The organism is Dickeya undicola, assembly GCF_000784735.1.
Lineage (GTDB): Bacteria > Pseudomonadota > Gammaproteobacteria > Enterobacterales > Enterobacteriaceae > Dickeya > Dickeya undicola.
The window spans coordinates 1-21,371 of record NZ_JSYG01000019.1 but is presented as its reverse complement, the minus strand read 5'-3'; the positions used below and the strand labels follow the sequence as shown (position 1 = coordinate 21,371).

Genomic DNA, 21,371 nt, shown 5'->3' with positions numbered 1-21,371 from the left:
CAGCGTTAAAAAATATCCCGCCGTGGTCAGACATTACAGAGTGAAATATTGACGATAAAATTGCTATGCGGCGCGCCGGTTACCACCGATACGTCTGCTAATCGGCATACATGGCTTCGATTTCCAGCTGATAACGCTGATGAATGACCTTGCGACGGAGTTTTAATGTCGGAGTCAGTTCACCTTCCGCCTGACTAAACGGCGCAGGCAGCAGGGTAAATTTTTTCACCTGTTCAAAACGCGCAAACTCTTTTTGCACATCACGCAACCGCTGTTCGAACAGCGACAGGATATGGTTGTGCCGCAGCAACTCCAGTCGATCCTGATACCCCAGATTGATCGAGCGGGCATACTCCTCCAGCGCCTCAAAGCAAGGGACGATCAGCGCGGACACGTATTTGCGAGCATCAGCAATCACCGCCACCTGTTCAATGAAGCGATCCTGCCCGAGTGCGCCTTCCAGATGTTGCGGCGCAATGTATTTGCCGCCCGAGGTTTTCATCAGATCCTTAAGGCGTTCGGTGATGAACAGGTTGCCATTGGCGTCTACCTCCCCCACATCGCCGGTTTTGAACCAACCATCCGGCGTAAAAGCCTCCGCCGTATCCTGTGGACGGCGATAATAACCACGCATCACGGTAGCACCACGTACCTGGATTTCGTTCTGTTCACCAATGCGTACAGCGATGCCCGGCAGTGGTGTCCCGACGGACCCAAGCCGGTAGTGGTCAGCTTCCCAGCAGGACACGGTGGCGCATGTCTCCGTCAGGCCGTAGCCATAAACGATACGCACGCCCATCGCCTGGAAAAAGGCGATGACATTGTCATCCAGACGCGCCCCAGCAGCAGGCAGAAAACGTACCTTTCCCCCCAACAACTGACGCAGGCGCGACAACACCAACTGATCAGCAAGACGATACGCCAGCGCGCTCCACAGTCCGGCACGTTCTCCAGCCTGTTGGCGTAAAAACCGTTTATTACCCTGAGCTATCCCCCAGTGAAACAGCGTGCGCCGGTGCCACGGTGCCTGCGCCACTTTCTCATGGATGGCGCTGAACACTTTTTCATAGAAGCGCGGCACCGCACACATCACGGTAGGGCTGACCGCCGCCATCGCCGCACGCACCTGATCGGTATCGCGCAAATACACGTTTACCGCGCCACGGTGCATGATGAAAAAACTCCAGGCCCGTTCGAACACATGTGACAGCGGCAGAAAACACAATGACACATCCTGCCCCCCCACCTGCAACCGCTCATCATGCAGCGCCAGTTGAGTCGCCATATTGGCATAATCCAACATCACGCCTTTGGGTTCGCCGGTCGTACCGGAGGTATAAATCAACGTAAACAGATCGCTCAGATCCCGTTCCTGCACTCGTTGCCGCAGCACCGGTTCCCACACCGACAGCTCTGCATTTTCCTCGAACTCCTGCAAAGATACGGCGATATCGCAGCCACGACGGCGAATTTGTTCATCCAACAGAATAATGGTGCGCAATTGCGGACAGCTGTCACGCAGCGACATCAGCAGGTCAAACTGCGCCTGACCGCCGACAAACACGGTACGGATATCCGCGTCATTCAGAATAAACGACGCCTGCGCCGCCGCACTGGTGGCATACAGCGGCACGGTAACCGCCCGCAGGTGCAGCAACGCCAAATCTGCCAGCGACCAGGCGATGGCGTTATCGGAAAAGACTGCCACCCGTTCCTGGACATCAATACCCAACCTCAACAGACCGCTGGCGATGCGTCTAACACGCTCACCTACCTGATGCCAGTCGAGCTGCTGTTCCTGTTCTGGTGCCCATTCACGAAATGCCAGCGCGTTAGGGCGCTGAGCAATTTGCTGCTGAATGCGGTGAACCAGATGGTATTGGGAGAGTGAATTTGTCTTCATGCGCGTGGGGCCTGGCAATCTCAAAAATAGGCGTAAAAATCGGGCAGGCAGTCTACCGCGCCCATCAACAGCCTCAAAGCGCTTTCCGCCGCTTTTCAGCTGGGAATGTGACGGGTCAAACACACCGGCCAGGGTTACCGTATGCAATCCCGAGGTTGACATCAATGCCGGAATCAAGTACCAATAAAAGCAGAACTGAATGTTTAATCAACCTGGACAACGAAACAGCATGTTTAACTTCGCTCAGCTACTAGGCCTACTACTAAACGCATCTCACGTGCGCGGTATGCCGGTGGGCGAAATCCAGAGCTGATTTCACGTCACACCTCATATAAAAAACCCGCGCCGTTGCGCGGGTTTTTTTTTACTCGCCGGGCGCCCAGGCAAACAGAACAAAGGAAGAAGACCGATGAACCAACAAGTGATTATTTTCGATACGACGTTGCGTGACGGTGAGCAAGCGCTGCAGGCCAGCCTGAGCGTGAAGGAAAAACTCCAGATTGCAATGGCGCTGGAAAGAATGGGTGTCGACGTGATGGAAGTGGGCTTTCCGGTGTCCTCCCCTGGTGATTTCGAATCCGTACAGACCATCGCCCGCAATATCAAGAATAGCCGTGTCTGCGCCCTCGCCCGCTGTGTCGAGAAAGACATCGATGTCGCCGCCGAGTCGCTGCGCGTCGCCGAGGCGTTCCGCATCCACACCTTTATCGCCACCTCGCCGATGCATATCGCTACCAAGCTGCGCAGCACGCTGGATGAAGTGATTGAACGTGCGACCTATATGATCAAACGCGCCCGCAACTACACCGACGACGTGGAGTTCTCCTGCGAAGACGCCGGTCGTACCCCGATCGAAGATTTGAGCCGGGTAGTGGAAGCGGCGATCAACGCAGGTGCCCGCACCATCAACATCCCGGACACCGTCGGTTACACTTTGCCCCACGAATTCGGCAACATCATTGCCTCGTTGTACCAGCGCGTTCCTAACATCGATAAAGCCATTATTTCCGTGCACACCCACGACGATCTCGGTCTGGCGGTGGGCAACGCTATGGCGGCGGTGCACGCCGGTGCGCGCCAGGTAGAAGGCACGCTGAACGGTATCGGCGAACGTGCGGGTAACTGCTCGCTGGAAGAAGTGATTATGGCGATCAAAGTGCGCAGCCAGTTGATGAACCTGCACACCGGCATCAATCATCAGGAAATCTACCGCACCAGCCAGATAGTCAGCCAGATCTGCAACATGCCGATCCCGGCCAACAAGGCGGTCGTGGGTGCCAACGCCTTCGCTCACTCTTCCGGTATCCATCAGGACGGCGTGCTGAAAAACCGCGAAAACTACGAAATCATGACGCCGGAATCCATCGGCCTGAAAGAAGTGCAGTTGAACCTGACGTCCCGTTCCGGTCGCGCCGCGGTCAAACACCGCATGGAAGAGATGGGATATAAAGAAGGCGACTACAATCTGGATACCCTGTACGCCGACTTCCTCAAGCTGGCCGACAAAAAAGGCCAGGTGTTCGATTATGACCTGGAAGCGCTGGCGTTCATTAATAGCCAGCAGGAAAGCACCGAGTTCTATCGTCTGGACTACTTTAGCGTTCAGTCCGGCTCCAGTGTGATGGCAACCGCGTCCGTCAAATTGTCATGTGGCGAAGAGACACTGTCTGAAGCCGCCACCGGCAACGGCCCGGTCGATGCCGTGTATCAGGCTATCAACCGCATCACCGGTTACCCGATTAATCTGGTCAAATACCAGTTGTCCGCCAAAGGACAGGGTAAAGAAGCACTCGGTCAGGTGGACATCGTGGTGGAATATCAGGGACGCCGTTTCCACGGTGTGGGTCTGGCGACCGATATCGTCGAATCCTCCGCCAACGCGATGGTTAACGTATTAAACAACATCAAGCGTGCGCAACTGGTCGAAAAAGAAGTGCAGCGTTTGCAGCAACACAACAAACAAAACAGTCAGGAAACAGTGTGATGACCAAGAGTTACCATATCGCCGTCTTACCCGGTGACGGCATCGGCCCAGAAGTCATGGCTCAGGCGTATAAAGTATTGGATGCGGTTCGCCAGCGTTTTGGTCTGCGCATCACCACCAGTGAATACGACGTCGGCGGCATCGCCATCGACCGTCAGGGCACACCGCTGCCGCAGGGCACGGTTGAAGGCTGCGAGCAGGCGGACGCCATTCTGTTCGGTTCAGTCGGCGGCCCGAAGTGGGAACACCTGCCACCGGCGGAACAACCGGAACGTGGCGCGCTGTTGCCGCTGCGCAAGCACTTCCGCCTGTTCAGTAACCTGCGCCCAGCGCGCCTGTATCAGGGGCTGGAAGCCTTCTGCCCGCTGCGCAGCGACATCGCCGCCAACGGCTTTGACATCCTGTGCGTGCGTGAACTGACCGGCGGCATCTACTTCGGCCAGCCGAAAGGCCGCGAAGGCAGCGGCATGTACGAACGCGCCTTCGACACCGAGGTGTACCACCGTTTCGAAATCGAGCGTATTGCCCGTATCGCTTTTGAGTCGGCACGCAAACGCCGCGGTATCGTCACCTCCATCGACAAGGCCAACGTGCTGCAAAGCTCGATTCTGTGGCGTGAAATCGTCACTGAAATCGCCCGCGACTACCCGGATGTCCGTCTGAATCATCTGTACATCGACAACGCCACCATGCAGCTGATCAAAGATCCGTCTCAGTTCGACGTGCTGCTGTGCTCCAACCTGTTCGGCGATATCCTGTCCGACGAGTGCGCGATGATCACCGGCTCAATGGGGATGCTGCCGTCCGCCAGCCTGAATGAACAAGGCTTTGGCCTGTACGAACCCGCGGGTGGTTCTGCGCCGGATATCGCCGGGAAGAACATCGCCAACCCGATCGCCCAGATCCTGTCCGCCGCGCTGCTGCTGCGCTACAGCCTGGGAGCGGATGACGCCGCTACCGCCATTGAGCAGGCGGTCAACCAGGCGTTGGCGGAAGGCTACCGCACTGGCGACCTGGCCAGCGACGGCAAATCCGTTACTACCGATGAAATGGGCGATGCCATTGCCCGATTTGTAGCAGAAGGGGCGTAATCATGGCTAAAACCTTATATCAGAAACTGTTTGACGCGCACGTCGTGCACGAAGCGCCGAATGAAACCCCGTTGCTGTATATCGACCGTCATCTGGTGCATGAAGTGACGTCTCCGCAGGCATTCGACGGCCTGCGCGCCATGGGCCGCCAAGTGCGCCAGCCGGGCAAAACCTTCGCCACCATGGACCACAACGTGTCCACCCAGACTCGTGACATCAACGCCAGCGGCGAGATGGCTCGCATCCAGATGCAGGAACTGATCAAGAACTGCGCCGAGTTCGGCGTGCAGTTGTATGACCTGAACCACCCGTTTCAGGGCATCGTGCATGTGATTGGGCCGGAACAAGGCATGACCTTGCCGGGCATGACCATCGTCTGTGGCGACTCCCACACCGCGACTCACGGTGCCTTCGGCTCACTGGCCTTCGGCATCGGCACCTCGGAAGTGGAGCATGTGCTGGCGACACAAACCCTGAAACAGGGCCGCGCCAAGACCATGAAGATAGAGGTGGCTGGCGATGCCTCCAGCGGCATTACCGCCAAAGACATCGTGCTGGCAATCATCGGTAAAACCGGCAGTGCTGGTGGCACCGGCCATGTGGTGGAATTCACCGGCAAGGCGATTGAAGCGCTGAGCATGGAAGGCCGCATGACCCTGTGCAACATGGCGATCGAAATGGGTGCCAAAGCCGGTCTGGTCGCACCGGACGACACCACCTTCGCTTACCTGAAAGGCCGCCAGTTCGCGCCCACCGGCAGTAACTGGGACGCGGCGGTGGAATACTGGAAAACCCTGCGCTCCGACGCCGATGCCCACTACGACACCGTGGTGACGCTGAACGCTGCCGATATCGCACCACAAGTGACCTGGGGCACCAACCCCGGTCAGGTGATCGCCGTCGATCAAATCATCCCGGCACCGGAATCTTTCAGTGATCCGGTAGAACGCGCCTCAGCAGAAAAAGCGCTGGCTTATATGGGTTTGCAACCGGGCGTGAAGCTGACGGAAGTGGCGATCGACAAAGTGTTTATCGGCTCCTGCACCAACTCCCGTATCGAAGATCTGCGCGCTGCCGCCGCCATCGCCAAAGGCCGTAAAGTGGCGGCCGGTGTTCAGGCGTATGTGGTTCCCGGCTCCGGCCCGGTCAAGGCGCAGGCGGAAGAAGAAGGTCTGGATAAAATCTTTCTGGACGCAGGCTTTGAATGGCGCTTGCCCGGCTGCTCCATGTGTCTGGCAATGAACAACGACCGCCTGAATCCGGGCGAGCGTTGCGCTTCCACCAGTAACCGCAACTTTGAAGGGCGTCAGGGCCGCGGTGGCCGCACCCATCTGGTTAGCCCGGCAATGGCGGCAGCGGCGGCAGTGACCGGTCGTTTCGCAGACATTCGTGAACTGAATTAAGAGAGGCAATCCATGGCTAAATTTACCCAACACACTGGTTTGGTGGTGCCGCTGGATGCCGCCAACGTCGATACCGACGCGATTATCCCGAAGCAGTTTCTGCAAAAGGTGACCCGCACCGGTTTCGGTCAGCATCTGTTTCACGACTGGCGTTTTCTGGACGACGCGGGTCAGCAGCCTAACCCGGATTTCGTGCTGAACCAACCGCGCTACAAAGGTGCCAGCATTTTGCTGGCACGCGAGAACTTCGGTTGTGGTTCTTCCCGCGAGCACGCACCGTGGGCGCTGACCGATTACGGTTTCAAGGTGGTGATCGCCCCCAGTTTCGCCGACATTTTTTACGGTAACTCGTTCAACAACCAGCTGTTGCCGGTCAAACTGAGCGAATCCGATATCGACGACCTGTTCAAACTGGTGGCAAGCCACGAAGGCATCACCTTCACGGTGGATCTGGAAGCGCAGCAGGTGAAAGCGGGCGACAAAACCTACTCGTTCGATATCGACAGCTTCCGCCGTCACTGCATGATAAACGGTCTGGACAGCATCGGCCTGACGCTGCAGCACGAAGCGGCCATCTCCCGCTACGAGCAGCAACAACCGGCATTCCTGCGTTAATTCGGCCTCGCCGTTTGACAACACGCACAAAGCCCACTTCGGTGGGTTTTTGATTACAGACAAACCACGTAAGTGCAAGGTGAAGAGGTTTTCGGCGTCAAAAACTGTGCTGAGGTGGACGACTTCGCCGGGTGAGCGACAGGACGTCGCGAAAGCCCGTGCCGCGCCGGACAAAAACGCTGGGAACGTTTTTGAACAGCGTTTACGCTGGCCCGAAGGGCGAGCCCCAGGGATGGGGCGAGTAACCGCGTCACGGGCGGCCCGAACAGCGAAGGCGAACGCCGAAGGGACCGCGGTAGCGGCGCAGTTTAGCCCCCAGCCAGTGGTCAAGGAGAGGCGGCGTCTGAGCCTCTCCTTGTCGTGCGAGCGATGACGTTGCAAAGGAACAACCGTCGTTATCACGCACGAAACTTCTCACTGATCTTGCATAAATTCGCCAGCAACAAAATAACACGGTTGTTTGTCAACAACCTCAGTGTGAACGGGGGCCGCGGCTCCAGTACGCCATAAAAGTGATGGACTCCTGCGCCAGGCTTTTTTCTCCCAGCAAGTAGCGGCGCAGTGCTTTCACTGCTGATGATTCAGCCGCTATCCAGCCGAAGAACTGACCTTGCTGCGTACTGGCAGGTTCCCAAACCTTCTCGCCCTCTTCGATATCTGCCACCATCACTGGCTGTGCTGCTACCTGCGCTGCCGGGCATGACCAATGGCGCGCCGCTTCCAGCAAGCGCTCACCATAGCTCGCGCCGGTGCCTTCGCGCGGCAGCCACACCACCTCGGCAAACGCCAGATGGCGATAGTCGATGCAATCTGAACGCAACGGTACTTCGATAAACGCCTGCACCTGCGGCGGGTTATCCCGTTGTGACAACTGCTCCAGAATGCCTTTGATCGCCGGGAGCGCGGTTTCATCCCCCATCAGCAACACCTGACGGGTGTTTTCCGCCAGTACCCACTCATAGCCGCCGTTATCACCGACAAAATCACCGCGTGGTGCCACGACCTGCAATTCCTCGCCAGGCTGCGCACGCATCACCCAGGCGGAAGCCGGGCCTTCGGTGCCGTGCACCACGAACTCCACCACCATTTCTCCCGCGACAGTATCCAGACTGCGCAGCGTATAGGTGCGGGGAATCGGGCGCTGTTGTTTAGGCATTGCCTGCACCAGCTTGTACCACTCGCCGACATCAGGCAGACGCGGCGGTGTGCCATCCTCAGCGGGCAGCAACACTTTAATTCGTTGATCCGGCGAGCAGATTTTCATCTTCTTCACCGCTTCGCCGCTGAATACACAACGCATCAGCGATGGGGTAAGCAATGTCTTGTGGGCCAACGTAACATCAAACACTTTATATTCCTTTACCCCAGCCATAACTCGCCTCGACCTCTCTGCTTGTGACTCTCCGGCAACCTGCCGCCTGTTAATGACTTGTGCCGATAACGGCCTCAAACCCCGCACAGTTTTATCATTTACTCACGATAATGAGAAACATTATTGACTCAATTTCTATTCTCATACCACTTATCACCAACTGCCTCCGGATTGCCTGCGGGATCACGGTTTTGTCCGCCACTTTTCGCCTATCCTGATTGTTCGTTACTCACGAGATAAGGAGAACTCATGACACGCGTTATCCGGTGTTATCGACTGAGCCTCTCCGGCGATTGTCGCCCCTGGTTCAACATCGACCACCGTCTCACCAACGATTTCCCTCGCCCGTTTCATGCCTGATTCAGCTCTGCGCTGATTTTTCCCGTTTATTTCAATTTATTTTTGACGTCATACCGCGGCGGTTACGTCTGCTGGCGGACGTCATGGAGATATCGCATGAAACGCATTCCTGAGCCTTTTCGCATCAAAATGGTAGAAAACATCCGTATGACCACCCGCGACGAACGGGAGCGAGCCTTGCAGGAAGCAGGCTACAACCCGTTTCTGCTGCGCAGTGAGGATGTTTATATCGACCTGCTGACCGACTCCGGCACCGGTGCCATGAGCGACCGTCAGTGGGCAGGGCTGATGATGGGCGACGAAGCCTACGCCGGGTCGCGCAACTACTACCACCTGTGTGATCAGGTAAAAGCGCTGCTGGGTTATCCGTTCACCATTCCGACCCATCAGGGGCGCGGTGCGGAGCAAATCCTATTCCCGTGTCTAATCGCCAAAAAGCAGCGCGCTGGCGGCGGCAAGAAGCCCGTGTTTATTTCTAACTTCCATTTCGATACCACCGCCGCCCATGTGGAACTGAACGGTGCGCGCGCCATCAACGTGGTGACGCCAAAAGCCTTCGATACCACCACCTATTACGACTGGAAAGGCGATTTCGATCTTGATCTGCTGCAAACCACCATTGAACAGCACGGCGCGGACAATGTGGTGGCGATCATCACCACCGTTACCTGCAACAGCTCCGGCGGCCAGCCGATCTCGATGGGTAACATGCGTGAGGTGTATCGCATCGCACAACAGCACGGGATCCCGGTCGTGATCGACTCGGCACGGTTCTGTGAAAACGCCTGGTTTATCAAACAGCGCGAAGCCGGTTACGAAAACCGCTCGATCAAAGCGATCGTCCACGAGATGTATCAGTACGGCGACATGCTCACCATGTCGGCGAAGAAAGACCCGATGGTGAACATTGGCGGCCTGTGCTGTTTTCGCAGTGACGAGGATCTGTTCAATGAGGTGCGCATCCGTTGCGTGCCGATGGAAGGTTTCGTCACCTATGGCGGCCTGGCCGGGCGCGACATGGAAGCGTTAGCCATCGGGCTGGAAGAAGGCATGAACGAGGACTATCTGACCTACCGCATTGGTCAGGTGACCTACCTCGGCGAACGCCTTCGCGCCGGTGGCATCCCGATTCAGTATCCAGTGGGTGGGCACGCGGTGTTTGTCGATGCTAAAAAACTGCTGCCTCACATTCCGGCGGAACAGTTCCCGGCGCAGGCGCTGAATAACGAACTTTACCTGGAAGCGGGTATCCGCAGTGTGGAAATCGGCTCGTTGTTGCTGGGGCGAGATCCAGATACCGGCGAGCAGAAACCGTCACCGCTGGAGCTGCTGCGCCTGACCATTCCACGCCGGGTGTATACCAACGATCACATGGACTACATCGCTGACTCGCTGATCGCCTTAAAAGAAAGGGCTGGCAGCATCAAAGGCCTGACCTTTACCTACGAACCGCCGGTATTGCGTCACTTTGTCGCCCGCCTGAAACCGGTGGAATAACGCGCCGCCATAAAAAAAGCCAGCGGAATACCCGCTGGCTGGTGAATAGCACCATTACTCAGAACACGGTGGCGGTTTCCCGCCGTTGTTCTCACTCTCATTCGATGTCACCGTCTGGTCACAGCCAGCGACGATACTCTTCCTCATCCATATCCCGGATCTGCCATTGGTTGACCTGTAACAACAACGCCATCCGCTGACCCGCAGTGAGTCCCCCCCACCCCCGGCGACATCCCCGGCAAAGCCAGTGACGGTAAAAGCGGAATAACTGGCGCATATGCCCACCCCTTCACAGCGGTTCACGCACTGAACCATTCACTGACTGAAAGTATCCGCGTAATATAGGGAAAAATATATTGATGAGCTTAAGCCGCGGAGTTCCTCTTTTATGTCCTCGCCACGCCTGCAACAACAATTCATCCGGTTATGGCAATGCCTGCAAGGTCAGGACACCGACACCACGTTACAGGAACTGGCGCTGCTGCTTAATTGCTCCCGCCGTCATATCCGTTCGCTGCTGGGTGCCATGCAACAACAAGGCTGGCTTACCTGGCAAGCGGAAGCCGGACGCGGTAAACGTTCGCGCCTTGGCTTTCTCTACACCGGGTTAGCGCTGCAACAGCAGCGTGCTGAAGACCTGCTGGAGCAGGACCGTATCGATCAGTTGGTGCAACTGGTGGGCGACAAGGAAACCGTGCGCCAAATGTTGCTGTCTCATCTCGGACGTAGCGTGCGCCAGGGGCGTCATCTGCTGAGGATCCTGTACTACCGGCCGATGCATAACCTGTTGCCCGGCAGCGCGTTGCGGCGTTCGGAAACCCACATCGCTCGTCAGATTTTCAGCGGGTTGACCAGCCTAAATGAGGAAAATGGGGAACTGTTGCCAGATATCGCCCACCACTGGCAGGCGCTGTCGCCGCTGCACTGGCGTTTCTATCTGCGCCCGGCGATTCGTTTTCACCACGGACGGGAACTGACGATGGAAGACGTGATCGCTTCGCTGTCCCGGCTGACGGCGCTACCGCTGTTCTCACACCTGACCGACATCGCTTCCCCTACGCCGTTCGTGCTGGATATTCGGCTCAGTATGCCGGATGAGTGGCTGCCGTGGCTGCTCGGCAGCGTACCGGCGATGATCCTGCCCAAAGAGTGGCAAACGCTACCGGATTTTATGCGCCAGCCCATTGGAACCGGGCCGTATCAGGTGGTACGTAACTCGCCCAATCAATTGAAGATTGCCGCGTTTGACGATTACTTTGGCTACCGGGCGCTGATTGATGAAGTCAGCATTTGGGTATTACCAGAAGCACCGATCATTCCCGCCTGTACTGTCACGTTGCAGGGCGACGACACCACGGACAATGAACTGGAGAACCGGCTCGAAGAAGGCTGCTATTTCCTACTGTTTGACCGCCGTTCGCCGCAAATGGCGGACCCGGAGATCCGCCACTGGTTGTGTCAGGTGTTAAGCCCGGTGGCGATGCTCGGCCTGGCCGATAGCCCCTACCAGAGCGAATGGTCCCCCGCCTATGGCCTGCTGCCGCGCTGGCATCACAGCCCGCCGCGAGCGGTACGGGAAAAACCGGTCGGCCTGACCCATCTCACCCTCACCTGCTACCGTGATCACCCAGAATACGCGGTGATAAGCAGTATCATGAGCCACCTGCTAGCCACGCATGGCGTCACGTTAACGTTGCGCAGCCTGGAATTTGATGACTGGTGCCAGGGCGATGACGCAGGCGAACTCTGGCTTGGCAGCGCCAACTTTTATCTGCCGCTGGAGTTTTCACTGTTCGCGATGCTGTACGAATTGCCGTTGCTGCGGCACTGCCTGGGCGATGACGAGTTGGAACACACCGCGCGTCAGTGGCGTCAGGGCGAGTTGTCGCAGGCGGAGTGGTGCCAGTCGCTGGTCAGTCGGCAGCAACTCCATCCGCTATTTCACCACTGGCTGCGGCTGCAAGGCCAGGCCAGTATGCGCGGCCTGCGTATGAATACGCTGGGCTGGTTCGATTTCAAATCGGCCTGGTTTGCACCACCGGACTCAACGCTATAACCACGTGTCGTGGGTCATGGCGCTTTTCCTGATGTGACAAACACTTTACAATACCGCCGTTCTCAACGGGGTGCGGTCAACGCTTACAGGCGTTGTATCGCTGAGAAAATACCCGTCGAACCTGATCCGGTTAATACCGGCGAAGGGATTTGAGACTGCATCCCGCTTGCTCAAAGTCCTTTGCCGCCTTCAACAATTGGAGCGCAAAGTGTTAAAGAAATTACTGTCCTGCCTGCTACTGCTGTCCGCCCCCGTGTTCGCCAAACCGACCCTGACGGTCTACACCTACGACTCGTTCGCCTCAGAATGGGGCCCCGGCCCGGCGGTCAAAACCGCGTTTGAAAACGCGTGCAACTGCGAGCTGAAATTCGTGGCGCTGGAAGATGGCGTCGCTCTGCTCAACCGCCTGCGTATGGAAGGCAAGAACACCCCGGCGGACGTGGTACTGGGGTTGGACAACAATCTGGTTCAGGCCGCGGCACAGACCGGCCTGTTTGGTAAGCATGGCGTCAATACCAGCGAGTTGACGGTGCCCGGCGGCTGGCACAACGACACCTTTCTGCCCTTCGACTACGGCTATTTCGCCTTCGTCTACAACAAGGACAAACTGAAAAACCCGCCCAAGAGCCTGCGCGAACTGGTGGAAAGCAATCAACCGTGGAAAGTGATTTATGAAGATCCGCGCACCAGCACGCCGGGTCTGGGCCTGCTGCTGTGGATGCAGAAAGTCTATGGCGACCAGGCACCGCAAGCCTGGCAGAAACTGGCGGCCAAAACCGTCACCGTCACCAAAGGCTGGAGCGAAGCCTACGGCCTGTTCCTGAAAGGCGAAGCCGATCTGGTGTTGAGCTACACTACCTCCCCGGCTTACCACCTCATCGCCGAGAAGAAAGACAGCTACGCGGCGGCCAGTTTTAGCGAAGGCCACTATTTGCAGGTTGAAGTCGCCGCGCAATTAGCCAACAGCAAAAATCCGCAACTGGCGACACAGTTCCTGCAATTTATGGTCAGCCCAACCTTCCAACAGATCATCCCAACCACCAACTGGATGTATCCGGTTGTCAAAATCGACCTGCCCGCAGGCTATAACACCCTGCCACAGCCCTCGGCCCCGCTGGAGTTCACCTCGCAGCAGGTAGCTGAGCAGCGCGCGAACTGGGTACAGGCATGGCAACGCGCCGTCAGCCGCTGATTCCCGGCTGGCTGTGGCCGGGGCTGCTGGCGGCAGCATTGCTGACCGGCACCGCGGTGCTGGCGTTCGCGGCGCTGTGGCTGGACGCGCCCGGCGTCCCCTGGCAAGCGCTGTGGGATGACAGCTACCTGTGGCATGTCATTCGCTTCAGCTTCTGGCAGGCGCTGCTGTCTGCTCTGCTTTCCACCCTGCCCGCGTTGTTTCTGGCGCGGGCGTTATACCGCCGCCGCTTTCCCGGCCATCGCCTGCTGCTGCGCCTGTGCGCGATGACGCTGGTCCTGCCGGTACTGGTGGCGGTATTCGGCATCCTCAGCGTCTACGGCCGCGAAGGCTGGCTGGCACGCCTGCTGATGCAATTCGGTATCGAATACCGTTTTTCGCCTTATGGTTTGCAGGGCATTCTGCTGGCCCACGTCTTTTTTAATCTGCCGCTGGCGACCCGGCTGTTTGTGCAGGCGCTGGAAGGCATCGCCACCGAGCAGCGCCAATTGGCAGCCCAGCTTGGCCTGCGCGGCTGGCACTTTTTCCGGCTGGTGGAGTGGCCGTGGCTGCGTCGGCAGTTGTTGCCCGCCGGTGCGTTGATTTTCATGCTGTGTTTCGCCAGTTTCGCCACAGTATTGGCGTTGGGTGGCGGCCCGCAGGCGACTACCATCGAACTGGCGATCTATCAGGCGTTGAGCTTCGACTATGACCCGGCCCGCGCCGCGCTGCTGGCGCTGTTGCAGATGGCGTGCTGCCTGGGGCTGGTGTTGATCAGTCAGCGGCTGAGCAGGCTGCTGACAGTCGGTTCCAGCCAGCATCTCCACTGGCGCGACCCACAGGACAGCAGGCTCAGCCGTGTTACCGATACGCTACTGATCGCCGCGGCGCTGTTGCTGTTGCTGCCGCCGCTGCTGGCGGTGGTGGCGGACGGCCTGAACCGCTCGCTGCCGGATGTCTTGCGCCAGCCCGCGTTATGGCAAACGCTCTGGACGTCACTGCGCATCGCGCTGGCTGCCGGTGTACTCAGCGTGGTGCTGACGCTGATGCTGCTGTGGAGCAGCCGGGAACTGAAACTGCGCCAGCGGCAGCGTTCCGCCCAATGGCTGGATGTCAGCGGGATGCTGATTCTGGCGATGCCGGGCATTGTGCTGGCCTCCGGCTTTTTCCTGCTGCTTAACCGCACTATCGGCTTACCCGCTTCTCCGTATGGTCTGGTGGTGCTCACCAACGCGTTGCTAGCAATCCCCTACGCGATGAAAGTGCTGGAAAATCCGATGGTTGACACGGCAGCGCGTTATAGTCTGTTGTGTCAGTCGCTGGATATCCGCGGCTGGCACCGCCTCAAGGTGGTGGAACTCAAGGCGCTGCGCGCGCCCATCGCCCAGGCGCTGGCCTTTGCCAGTGTGCTGTCGGTGGGCGATTTCGGCATCATCGCGCTGTTCGGCAACGAGCAGTTCCGCACTCTGCCGTTTTACCTCTATCAGCAGATTGGCGCTTATCGCAGCGCCGACGGCGCGGTGACGGCGCTGCTGCTGTTGCTGTTGTGTTTTATGCTGTTTACCCTGATTGAAAAACTAGCAGGCTTTCATGATCGCGCTCGATAAGTTGACCTACCTCTACCAGCACCTGCCGATGCGTTTCGATTTACAGGTGCAGCCCGGCGAGCGTATCGCCATTCTGGGCCCGAGCGGCGCGGGGAAAAGCACCCTGCTCAGCCTGATCGCCGGTTTTCTTCCGGCTGACAGCGGCCGCCTGCTACTCAACGGGCAGGATCACCTCACCACGCCACCGGCGAAACGCCCGGTGTCGATCCTGTTTCAGGAAAACAACCTGTTTCCCCATCTGACGCTGGCACAGAATATCGCGCTCGGCCTGCACCCCGGCCTGAAGCTGAATGCGGAACAGCGGGATACGTTGCGCGATATCGCCAGCCGCATGGGGCTGTCTACGCTGCTGGAACGCCTGCCGTCGCAAGTTTCCGGCGGTCAACGGCAACGGGCGGCGCTGGCACGCTGCCTGATCCGCCAGCAGCCGATCCTGCTGCTGGACGAGCCGTTTTCCGCGCTCGACCCGGCCCTGCGTCAGGAGATGTTATCGCTGGTGGACGAGATCAGCCGGGATCGCCAGTTAACGCTGCTGATGGTGTCTCACCAGTTGGAAGACGCCGCGCGTATTGCGCCGCGCAGCGTGTTGGTGGTGGACGGCCGCATCTATCACGACGGCCCGACCCACGAACTAGCCAGTCACCCGGATGCGGCGCGGGTGCTCGGTCTGGGATGATAGAGTGCAATCCTTACCAGGAAAATGTGATCCTCCGCACGATTTTGCTTTTTCAGTGTGACGGAGCCTTGTCTGATTTTCCGCACTCATGGTTAGATGAAGATGCTAATTAACCCAAACGACTATAAGGTTCTCCGTGAAACACGCCGCCTCTACTTTCGCACTACTAAACAACACCGCGCTGCTTGACGCGGTCGTCGTCGTGCGCGTGGTGGTCGTGGTCGGCAGCGCGCCGTAACGGGTTCCGAATCAAGCAAAGATTCCCAAACCCCGCCGGCGCAAGCCGAGCGGGGTTTCTTTTATCCACCCTCCCCGCTCCTCCTGACACCGGCCCTGATAAAGGATATGACTATGCGTTATACAGGCGCTGAGCTGATCATCCGTCTGCTAGAGCAGCAAGGCATCACGACCGTGACCGGTATTCCGGGCGGTGCAGCACTGCCGCTGTACGATGCGTTGGGAAAAAGCCGCACTATTCGCCACGTACTCGCCCGCCACGAGCAGGGAGCCGGATTCATCGCGCAGGGGATGGCGCGTGCCAGCGGTAAAGCGGCGGTTTGTATGGCGTCCAGCGGGCCTGGCGCGACCAACCTGCTGACGGCTATCGCCGATGCCAAGCTCGATTCCATTCCGCTGGTGTGCATCACCGGTCAGGTGCCGTCCAGTATGATCGGCACCGATGCTTTTCAGGAAGTCGACACCTACGGCATCTCGATCCCGGTCACCAAACACAACTATCTGGTGCGCGATATCAGCGAACTGCCGCGGGTGATCAACGATGCCTTCCGGCTGGCGCAGTCTGGCCGCCCCGGCCCGGTATGGGTGGATATTCCCAAAGACGTGCAGACTGCCACCATCGAACTGGCAGAACTGCCCGCACCGAGCGAGCTGACCCCAGCACCAGCCGTGGATCAGGACGCCATTCGTGCCGCCGCTGCGATGATCAATCAGGCTAAACGGCCGATTCTGTATCTGGGCGGCGGCATCATCAGCGCAGGCGCGCATCAGCAGGCGATTGAATTGGCGGAACGCGCCGGGCTGCCCACCACCATGACCCTGATGGCGCTGGGTGCCATGCCGGTGGATCATCCACTGTCGCTCGGTATGCTGGGTATGCACGCCGCCCGTTGCACCAATATGATCCTGCAACAATCGGACTTGCTGATCGTACTGGGTGCGCGTTTTGACGATCGCGCTATCGGCAAAGCCGAGCAGTTTTGCCCGAATGCCAGCGTAATCCATATCGATATCGACCCAGCAGAATTGGGCAAGATCCGCCAGCCGCACGTGGCGCTCCACGCCGATGTCGCACAGGCGCTGGATCAGTTGCTGCCGTTGATCGAACGCCAGCCGCGTACCGACTGGCTCGCTCAGGTGCGCACATTACAGCAGGAATTTCCGTTCAGTATGCCGAATGCTGATGATCCACTCAGCCATTACGGACTGGTCCGCGCCGTCGCCAGCCAATTGGATGACAAGGCCATCATCACCACCGATGTAGGACAGCATCAGATGTGGGTGGCGCAGGCCTACCCGCTGCGCCGCTCGCGGCAATGGCTGACCTCCGGAGGCTTGGGCACCATGGGCTTCGGCGTACCGGCCGCTATCGGTGCCGCACTGGCGGAGCCACAACGCACTGTCGTCTGCTTTTCCGGTGACGGCAGCCTGATGATGAACATTCAGGAGATGGCCACTGCGGTGGAAGAGAACCTGAACGTAAAAATCGTGCTGATGAACAACCAGTCGCTGGGGTTGGTGCACCAGCAGCAGGATCTGTTCTATCAGCAAAACTATGTGGCTTCTGATTACCGCTATCAGACCAACTTTCTGGCGATTGCCGCAGGCTTTGGCTTCGCCACCTGCGACCTGAACGCCGCCGACAATCCGCAAGCTGCATTGCGCGAGGCACTGCAACGACCGGGACCGACGTTGATCCACGCCGCTATCGATATCAACGAAAAAGTGTTCCCGATGGTGCCGCCGGGTGCCGCCAACATTGAGATGATTGGAGATTAAATCATGCAGACCCCATCCATTACTGCACAGGTCACGCTGGAACTCTCGGTACGCAACCATCCGGGCGTGATGTCGCATGTATGCGGGCTGTTCGCCCGCCGCGCGTTCAACGTGGAAGGCATCATGTGTATGCCGCTACCGGGCGACGAGCAGAGCCGTATCTGGTTGCTGGTGAAAGACGACCAACGCCTGCCGCAGATGATAAGCCAAGTGGAAAAGCTGGAAGATGTATTGCAGGTGACTCGCCACGGCGAAGAGATGCGTATCTTTGATCAGGTCGCGGAGTTTTACCGCTGAGCCGCAGGGGCCATACCGATTCCCGGTATGGTCCTCGACCCAGATTCAACCAATCAGAATTTGCCACAGCAGACGGCGGTACACCGGCATCAACGGGTGCTGCCATAACTGCCACAAGCTGGCGACGGCGATAACCGAAACCAGCGGTGCCAGCCAGTACAAACGGGCAAGCGTCAACCAACCGGTTGATTCGGCTTTTGCTCCACGACGTGTACGCCACAAACGCCACACCAACCAACCCGCCCCCCACAGCAGGATAGCCGTGGCTAACAACAGCCATTTAAAACTGCCGCTGTCGGCCTGCTTGGGGATATCAATCGCCACGCCGGCCAAAATGCCGGGCATCAGATAAACCGGCGGCCAGGTGAGACAGCCGATGATATTCGGCAACGCAAAGCGCCGGGGCGACAACTCCAGCATTCCCGCCACCATCGGGATCAGCGGGCGAGTCGGGCCAAAAAACCGTCCAATCAGAATGGTCGCCATATTGTGCTGATGCAGCATTTTTTCGGTGCGATACAGGTAAGCGCGGTGCTTTTGCAGGAAAGACCAGTTATGCAGCCGATCCTTGAAACGCCAGCCAATGAAATAGGAAATCCAGTCTCCCAGCAGGCAACCGATAATGCCCATGCCCCAGGCCGGGTAAAGCCCCATATTGCCGCTACCGATCAACGCCCCCAGCGACGCCATCATCAGCGTACCGGGCAACAGCAGCCCCACCAACGCCAGCGACTCCAGAAACGCCACCAGCAGTACCGCCGTCAGCGAATACGCTAACGATTGAGTGATCAGATGCTCCAGCCAGGCTTCCATAAACCTCTACATTTCTGCTTTTTTATGAACAAAGATAACGGAATGATAGCAGGAAACGGTGGGAATATGGCAGATAGTAGTAAAAACGCGGCTGACGCGAGGCTCATCATCACTGGACGGCCACGTCCTTGAAGCTACGCTATTTTGTTGTTATAAAAGCATCATATTAGGAAAATAAATGGATTGATTCATGGAAGAAGCCAGGATTGCTTTTCCTGTTGGCAAAGGGCAGGTTAACAGGGCTGAAGACGTAAAAACCGTTCAACAGTTGCTGAATAGCCGGTCAAACGGAATACTGAGCGTTGATGGTATTGTCGGCATCAGAACACAAACCGCGATTACTCAATTTCAACGCCAGATAGTAGGAATGGGTACGCCTGACGGTATCGTCTCCCCACACGGACCTACACTGAGAAAATTAAACCATCTTCACACCCGACGCCCGGCAACCTCTCAGCCCTCTTTCTCTGACAACTCTGGCGACAGCGTCTCCGAAGAGCTTTACCTTAATGCAGCCAGAGAGCTGAATTGTGAAGTGGCAGCCATTAAAGCGGTTGTGATGACTGAAACCGCATTACGTAGCGCTTTTATCAGCCCCGGAAAACCGAAAATACTCTATGAGCGGCATTATTTTCATAACCTGACACAAGGCAGATATGATCGCACATACCCAGAGATATCAGGTGAACGTTACAAGCAATATGGCTCACATGAACTCCAATATGAAAGACTCGAAACTGCAATGACACTGGATCGACAAGCGGCACTCATGTCCGTTTCCTGGGGAGCGTTCCAGATTATGGGAGCAAATTATAGAAGTGCAGGCTTTAATGACATTGAAAGTTTTGTCTCTGCAATGAAAAACACTAATGGTCAGGTATTTGCTTTTATTAATCATATAAAAAACACGCCAGCTTTACGCTCGGCATTACAAAACAAAGACTGGACAACATTTGCGAGACTTTACAATGGGAGAAAATATGCCGAAAGGAATTACCATATAAAAATGGCAAATAACTATCATTTACTAACAACCAGATAGTAGGGGATCTTATGAGAAAGATATTATTTCTAATTACGATATTTGCTTCATTACAATCTTACGCATCGATAAACTTGGTAAAAAGCAGCGAAGAATCACTAATAAAAAAAACCATTGAGGATGCAAGCCAAAGAGGCATTGTTGATATAAAAATACAAGAAGAGCAAATTTTTGATATTACTGAAAACAATAAAAACATAGGAACAATAATACCGGGAAAAGGATTTTATAAAAATGACTATCCAGTTTGCTTTATTAGTTGGTCTACGGACAAAAAGACGATTTCTAATATTGTCTTATCGATGGGGAATGGTGACTTTGAGTTTTCACAATGCGAAAGCCTTGATGCGCTAGGAAAGATAGAGTCCGCAGGAAAAACATTCATTGGATTTGTTTATTCAGTCGGTCTGCCTGATGACAGAACGGAACAAAATTATTTTTTATTGGAGCTAGATCAGGACAAAAGAGCTATTACAGATAAAAGCAAGCTTGTAGAACCCCTACAAAATACCAATGAAATAAAAAGTATTACTGCAATCAGAAAACATCTTAAAAAAGTGATGGAAAAGAAAGAATGAAAGCTCTGTTGACAATACTCATATTGATAATTCCATTGAATTCATACTCTACTATTAGGCTAACTCAAAATGATGATAGTAGCATATTGAATAATTTAATAACAAAAGGTCAACTATCAAAAATCAACCGCATAAAAATACAGAAAGGTCAGACTTTCGACATCAGCGAAAACGGAAAATACATAGGCACTATCGTGCCCGCTGAAGGATATTACAACAACATTGAACCACTCTGTTTCATTGGATGGTCTTCAGATAATAAAAACATCTCAGATATAAAAATTTCTATCGGTCGAGGATTTTTTGGAACAGTGACCTGCCTGAGTCTCGATGCGGTAGGAAAAATTGAAGTTAAAGGAAAAACGTTCATTGGTTTTGTTTATACCGTAGCATTGCGTGACAGAACATCGCAAAACTATTTCTTACTTGAATTAGATAAAGAAAGAAAAACAATAACCGATGTAAGCAATACAATTGAAAAGCTACAGTTTTATTCTGAAAAGAAAAGCATCATTGATCTTAAAAAATACCTTGAAGAAAATCCGTAAGCTGTGAAAAGCTAAAAACACTAAATTTAAAATTAATTATCCGGCACCTAATACCACACGATGGTGCCAGATAATAACACAGGAATAATCCGCTAATTAAAACGACTGACTTTCCCAAATACAATATGCACTGGTTCCAGCTTTGATATGTTCGCACAGCATGTTTTTATAAGTAAAAGAGATAAACTCTTCTGGTTGATATTCGTTGTGTGTTATCGAACTGGGATAATGCATTCTGATATTTTTTACTTTTGCATCAGTCAGTTTCATTGAAAAATATTGCTCCATCCCTCCATTTTCTGAGGTTCGGTAGAAAATGAAGGGAGGGTGTAATTAAAATTG

General features: G+C 55.8%; 21 protein-coding genes and 1 riboswitch. Of the genes, 16 read left to right on the top strand and 5 right to left on the bottom strand.

What is annotated here, in order from left to right; translation table 11 throughout:
- Positions 1–97: 97 nt before the first annotated feature.
- Positions 98–1,903, bottom strand: a complete 1,806-nt coding sequence (locus OB87_RS08815; protein ID WP_033569078.1) for an AMP-dependent synthetase/ligase — start codon at positions 1,901–1,903, stop codon at positions 98–100.
- Positions 1,904–2,102: 199 nt separating this feature from the next.
- On the opposite strand from OB87_RS08815, the gene leuL reads away from it, so the two are divergent.
- The 5 genes from leuL to leuD all read left to right on the top strand — a co-directional run bounded on the left by leuL (position 2,103) and on the right by leuD (position 6,996).
- Positions 2,103–2,216: a leu operon leader peptide gene (leuL, locus tag OB87_RS21160; RefSeq protein ID WP_123250955.1), complete on the top strand. Its 114-nt coding sequence runs from the start codon at positions 2,103–2,105 to the stop codon at positions 2,214–2,216.
- A 96-nt stretch (positions 2,217–2,312) separates the two neighbouring features.
- Positions 2,313–3,887: a 2-isopropylmalate synthase gene (gene leuA, locus OB87_RS08810; protein WP_033569077.1), complete on the top strand. Its 1,575-nt coding sequence runs from the start codon at positions 2,313–2,315 to the stop codon at positions 3,885–3,887.
- Complete coding sequence (gene leuB / locus OB87_RS08805) at positions 3,887–4,978, top strand: 3-isopropylmalate dehydrogenase (protein ID WP_033569076.1); 1,092 nt, start codon at positions 3,887–3,889, stop codon at positions 4,976–4,978. The genes leuA and leuB overlap by 1 nt, the downstream gene beginning before the upstream one ends.
- A 2-nt stretch (positions 4,979–4,980) precedes the next feature.
- Positions 4,981–6,381, top strand: a complete 1,401-nt coding sequence (gene leuC, locus OB87_RS08800) for a 3-isopropylmalate dehydratase large subunit (RefSeq protein ID WP_033569075.1) — start codon at positions 4,981–4,983, stop codon at positions 6,379–6,381.
- Positions 6,382–6,393: 12 nt separating this feature from the next.
- Positions 6,394–6,996 carry a 3-isopropylmalate dehydratase small subunit gene (gene leuD, locus OB87_RS08795; RefSeq protein ID WP_033569074.1) on the top strand — a complete coding sequence of 201 codons (603 nt, stop codon included), beginning with the start codon at positions 6,394–6,396 and terminating at the stop codon, positions 6,994–6,996.
- Between the two features lie 472 nt (positions 6,997–7,468).
- On the opposite strand, the gene OB87_RS08790 is transcribed toward leuD, so the two are convergent.
- Positions 7,469–8,368 carry a siderophore-interacting protein gene (locus tag OB87_RS08790; protein ID WP_033569073.1) on the bottom strand — a complete coding sequence of 300 codons (900 nt, stop codon included), beginning with the start codon at positions 8,366–8,368 and terminating at the stop codon, positions 7,469–7,471.
- Positions 8,369–8,617: 249 nt separating this feature from the next.
- Between OB87_RS08790 and tnaC the strand changes: the two genes are divergently transcribed.
- Positions 8,618–8,728: a tryptophanase leader peptide gene (gene tnaC / locus OB87_RS19790; protein WP_071603989.1), complete on the top strand. Its 111-nt coding sequence runs from the start codon at positions 8,618–8,620 to the stop codon at positions 8,726–8,728.
- A 96-nt stretch (positions 8,729–8,824) separates the two neighbouring features.
- Positions 8,825–10,225 (top strand): tryptophanase, encoded by a 1,401-nt coding sequence (tnaA, locus tag OB87_RS08785; protein ID WP_033569072.1) that lies wholly within the window; start codon positions 8,825–8,827, stop codon positions 10,223–10,225.
- Between the two features lie 118 nt (positions 10,226–10,343).
- Here the strand turns inward: tnaA and sgrT are convergent, their stop codons facing one another.
- Positions 10,344–10,502 (bottom strand): glucose uptake inhibitor SgrT, encoded by a 159-nt coding sequence (gene sgrT, locus OB87_RS08780; protein WP_033569071.1) that lies wholly within the window; start codon positions 10,500–10,502, stop codon positions 10,344–10,346.
- A gap of 111 nt (positions 10,503–10,613) precedes the next feature.
- On the opposite strand from sgrT, the gene sgrR reads away from it, so the two are divergent.
- The 6 genes from sgrR to ilvN all read left to right on the top strand — a co-directional run bounded on the left by sgrR (position 10,614) and on the right by ilvN (position 18,048).
- Positions 10,614–12,281 carry an HTH-type transcriptional regulator SgrR gene (gene sgrR, locus OB87_RS08775; protein WP_033569070.1) on the top strand — a complete coding sequence of 556 codons (1,668 nt, stop codon included), beginning with the start codon at positions 10,614–10,616 and terminating at the stop codon, positions 12,279–12,281.
- A 56-nt stretch (positions 12,282–12,337) separates the two neighbouring features.
- A riboswitch (TPP riboswitch) is annotated at positions 12,338–12,447 on the top strand.
- Between the two features lie 42 nt (positions 12,448–12,489).
- Complete coding sequence (gene thiB, locus OB87_RS08770) at positions 12,490–13,473, top strand: thiamine ABC transporter substrate binding subunit (protein WP_033569069.1); 984 nt, start codon at positions 12,490–12,492, stop codon at positions 13,471–13,473.
- On the top strand, positions 13,449–15,059 hold the full coding sequence (gene thiP, locus OB87_RS08765; protein ID WP_033569068.1) for a thiamine/thiamine pyrophosphate ABC transporter permease ThiP: 1,611 nt from the start codon (positions 13,449–13,451) through the stop codon (positions 15,057–15,059). The genes thiB and thiP overlap by 25 nt, the downstream gene beginning before the upstream one ends.
- Complete coding sequence (gene thiQ, locus OB87_RS08760) at positions 15,043–15,735, top strand: thiamine ABC transporter ATP-binding protein ThiQ (protein WP_033569067.1); 693 nt, start codon at positions 15,043–15,045, stop codon at positions 15,733–15,735. The genes thiP and thiQ overlap by 17 nt, the downstream gene beginning before the upstream one ends.
- Before the next feature lie 351 nt (positions 15,736–16,086).
- The gene (gene ilvB, locus OB87_RS08755; protein ID WP_033569066.1) at positions 16,087–17,751 is read left to right on the top strand and encodes an acetolactate synthase large subunit; all 1,665 of its coding nucleotides are present in this window, start codon (positions 16,087–16,089) and stop codon (positions 17,749–17,751) included.
- A 3-nt stretch (positions 17,752–17,754) separates the two neighbouring features.
- A complete protein-coding gene (ilvN, locus tag OB87_RS08750) occupies positions 17,755–18,048 on the top strand; it encodes an acetolactate synthase small subunit (protein ID WP_033569065.1) in 294 nt (97 codons plus the stop codon).
- A gap of 45 nt (positions 18,049–18,093) precedes the next feature.
- Here ilvN and OB87_RS08745 read toward each other — a convergent pair whose 3' ends face one another.
- Complete coding sequence (locus OB87_RS08745; RefSeq protein ID WP_033569064.1) at positions 18,094–18,861, bottom strand: DedA family protein; 768 nt, start codon at positions 18,859–18,861, stop codon at positions 18,094–18,096.
- 190 nt (positions 18,862–19,051) lie between these two features.
- Between OB87_RS08745 and OB87_RS08740 the strand changes: the two genes are divergently transcribed.
- From OB87_RS08740 to OB87_RS08730, 3 genes are read left to right on the top strand one after another with little or no spacing between them, the layout of a single operon-like run.
- The gene (locus OB87_RS08740) at positions 19,052–19,903 is read left to right on the top strand and encodes an N-acetylmuramidase domain-containing protein (protein WP_033569063.1); all 852 of its coding nucleotides are present in this window, start codon (positions 19,052–19,054) and stop codon (positions 19,901–19,903) included.
- Positions 19,904–19,914: 11 nt separating this feature from the next.
- Positions 19,915–20,481: a hypothetical protein gene (locus tag OB87_RS08735; RefSeq protein WP_033569062.1), complete on the top strand. Its 567-nt coding sequence runs from the start codon at positions 19,915–19,917 to the stop codon at positions 20,479–20,481.
- Positions 20,478–21,029 carry a hypothetical protein gene (locus tag OB87_RS08730; RefSeq protein ID WP_033569061.1) on the top strand — a complete coding sequence of 184 codons (552 nt, stop codon included), beginning with the start codon at positions 20,478–20,480 and terminating at the stop codon, positions 21,027–21,029. The genes OB87_RS08735 and OB87_RS08730 overlap by 4 nt, the downstream gene beginning before the upstream one ends.
- Before the next feature lie 96 nt (positions 21,030–21,125).
- Here OB87_RS08730 and tssD read toward each other — a convergent pair whose 3' ends face one another.
- Positions 21,126–21,347 carry a type VI secretion system tube protein TssD gene (gene tssD, locus OB87_RS19785; protein ID WP_268745833.1) on the bottom strand — a complete coding sequence of 74 codons (222 nt, stop codon included), beginning with the start codon at positions 21,345–21,347 and terminating at the stop codon, positions 21,126–21,128.
- Positions 21,348–21,371: the final 24 nt, after the last annotated feature.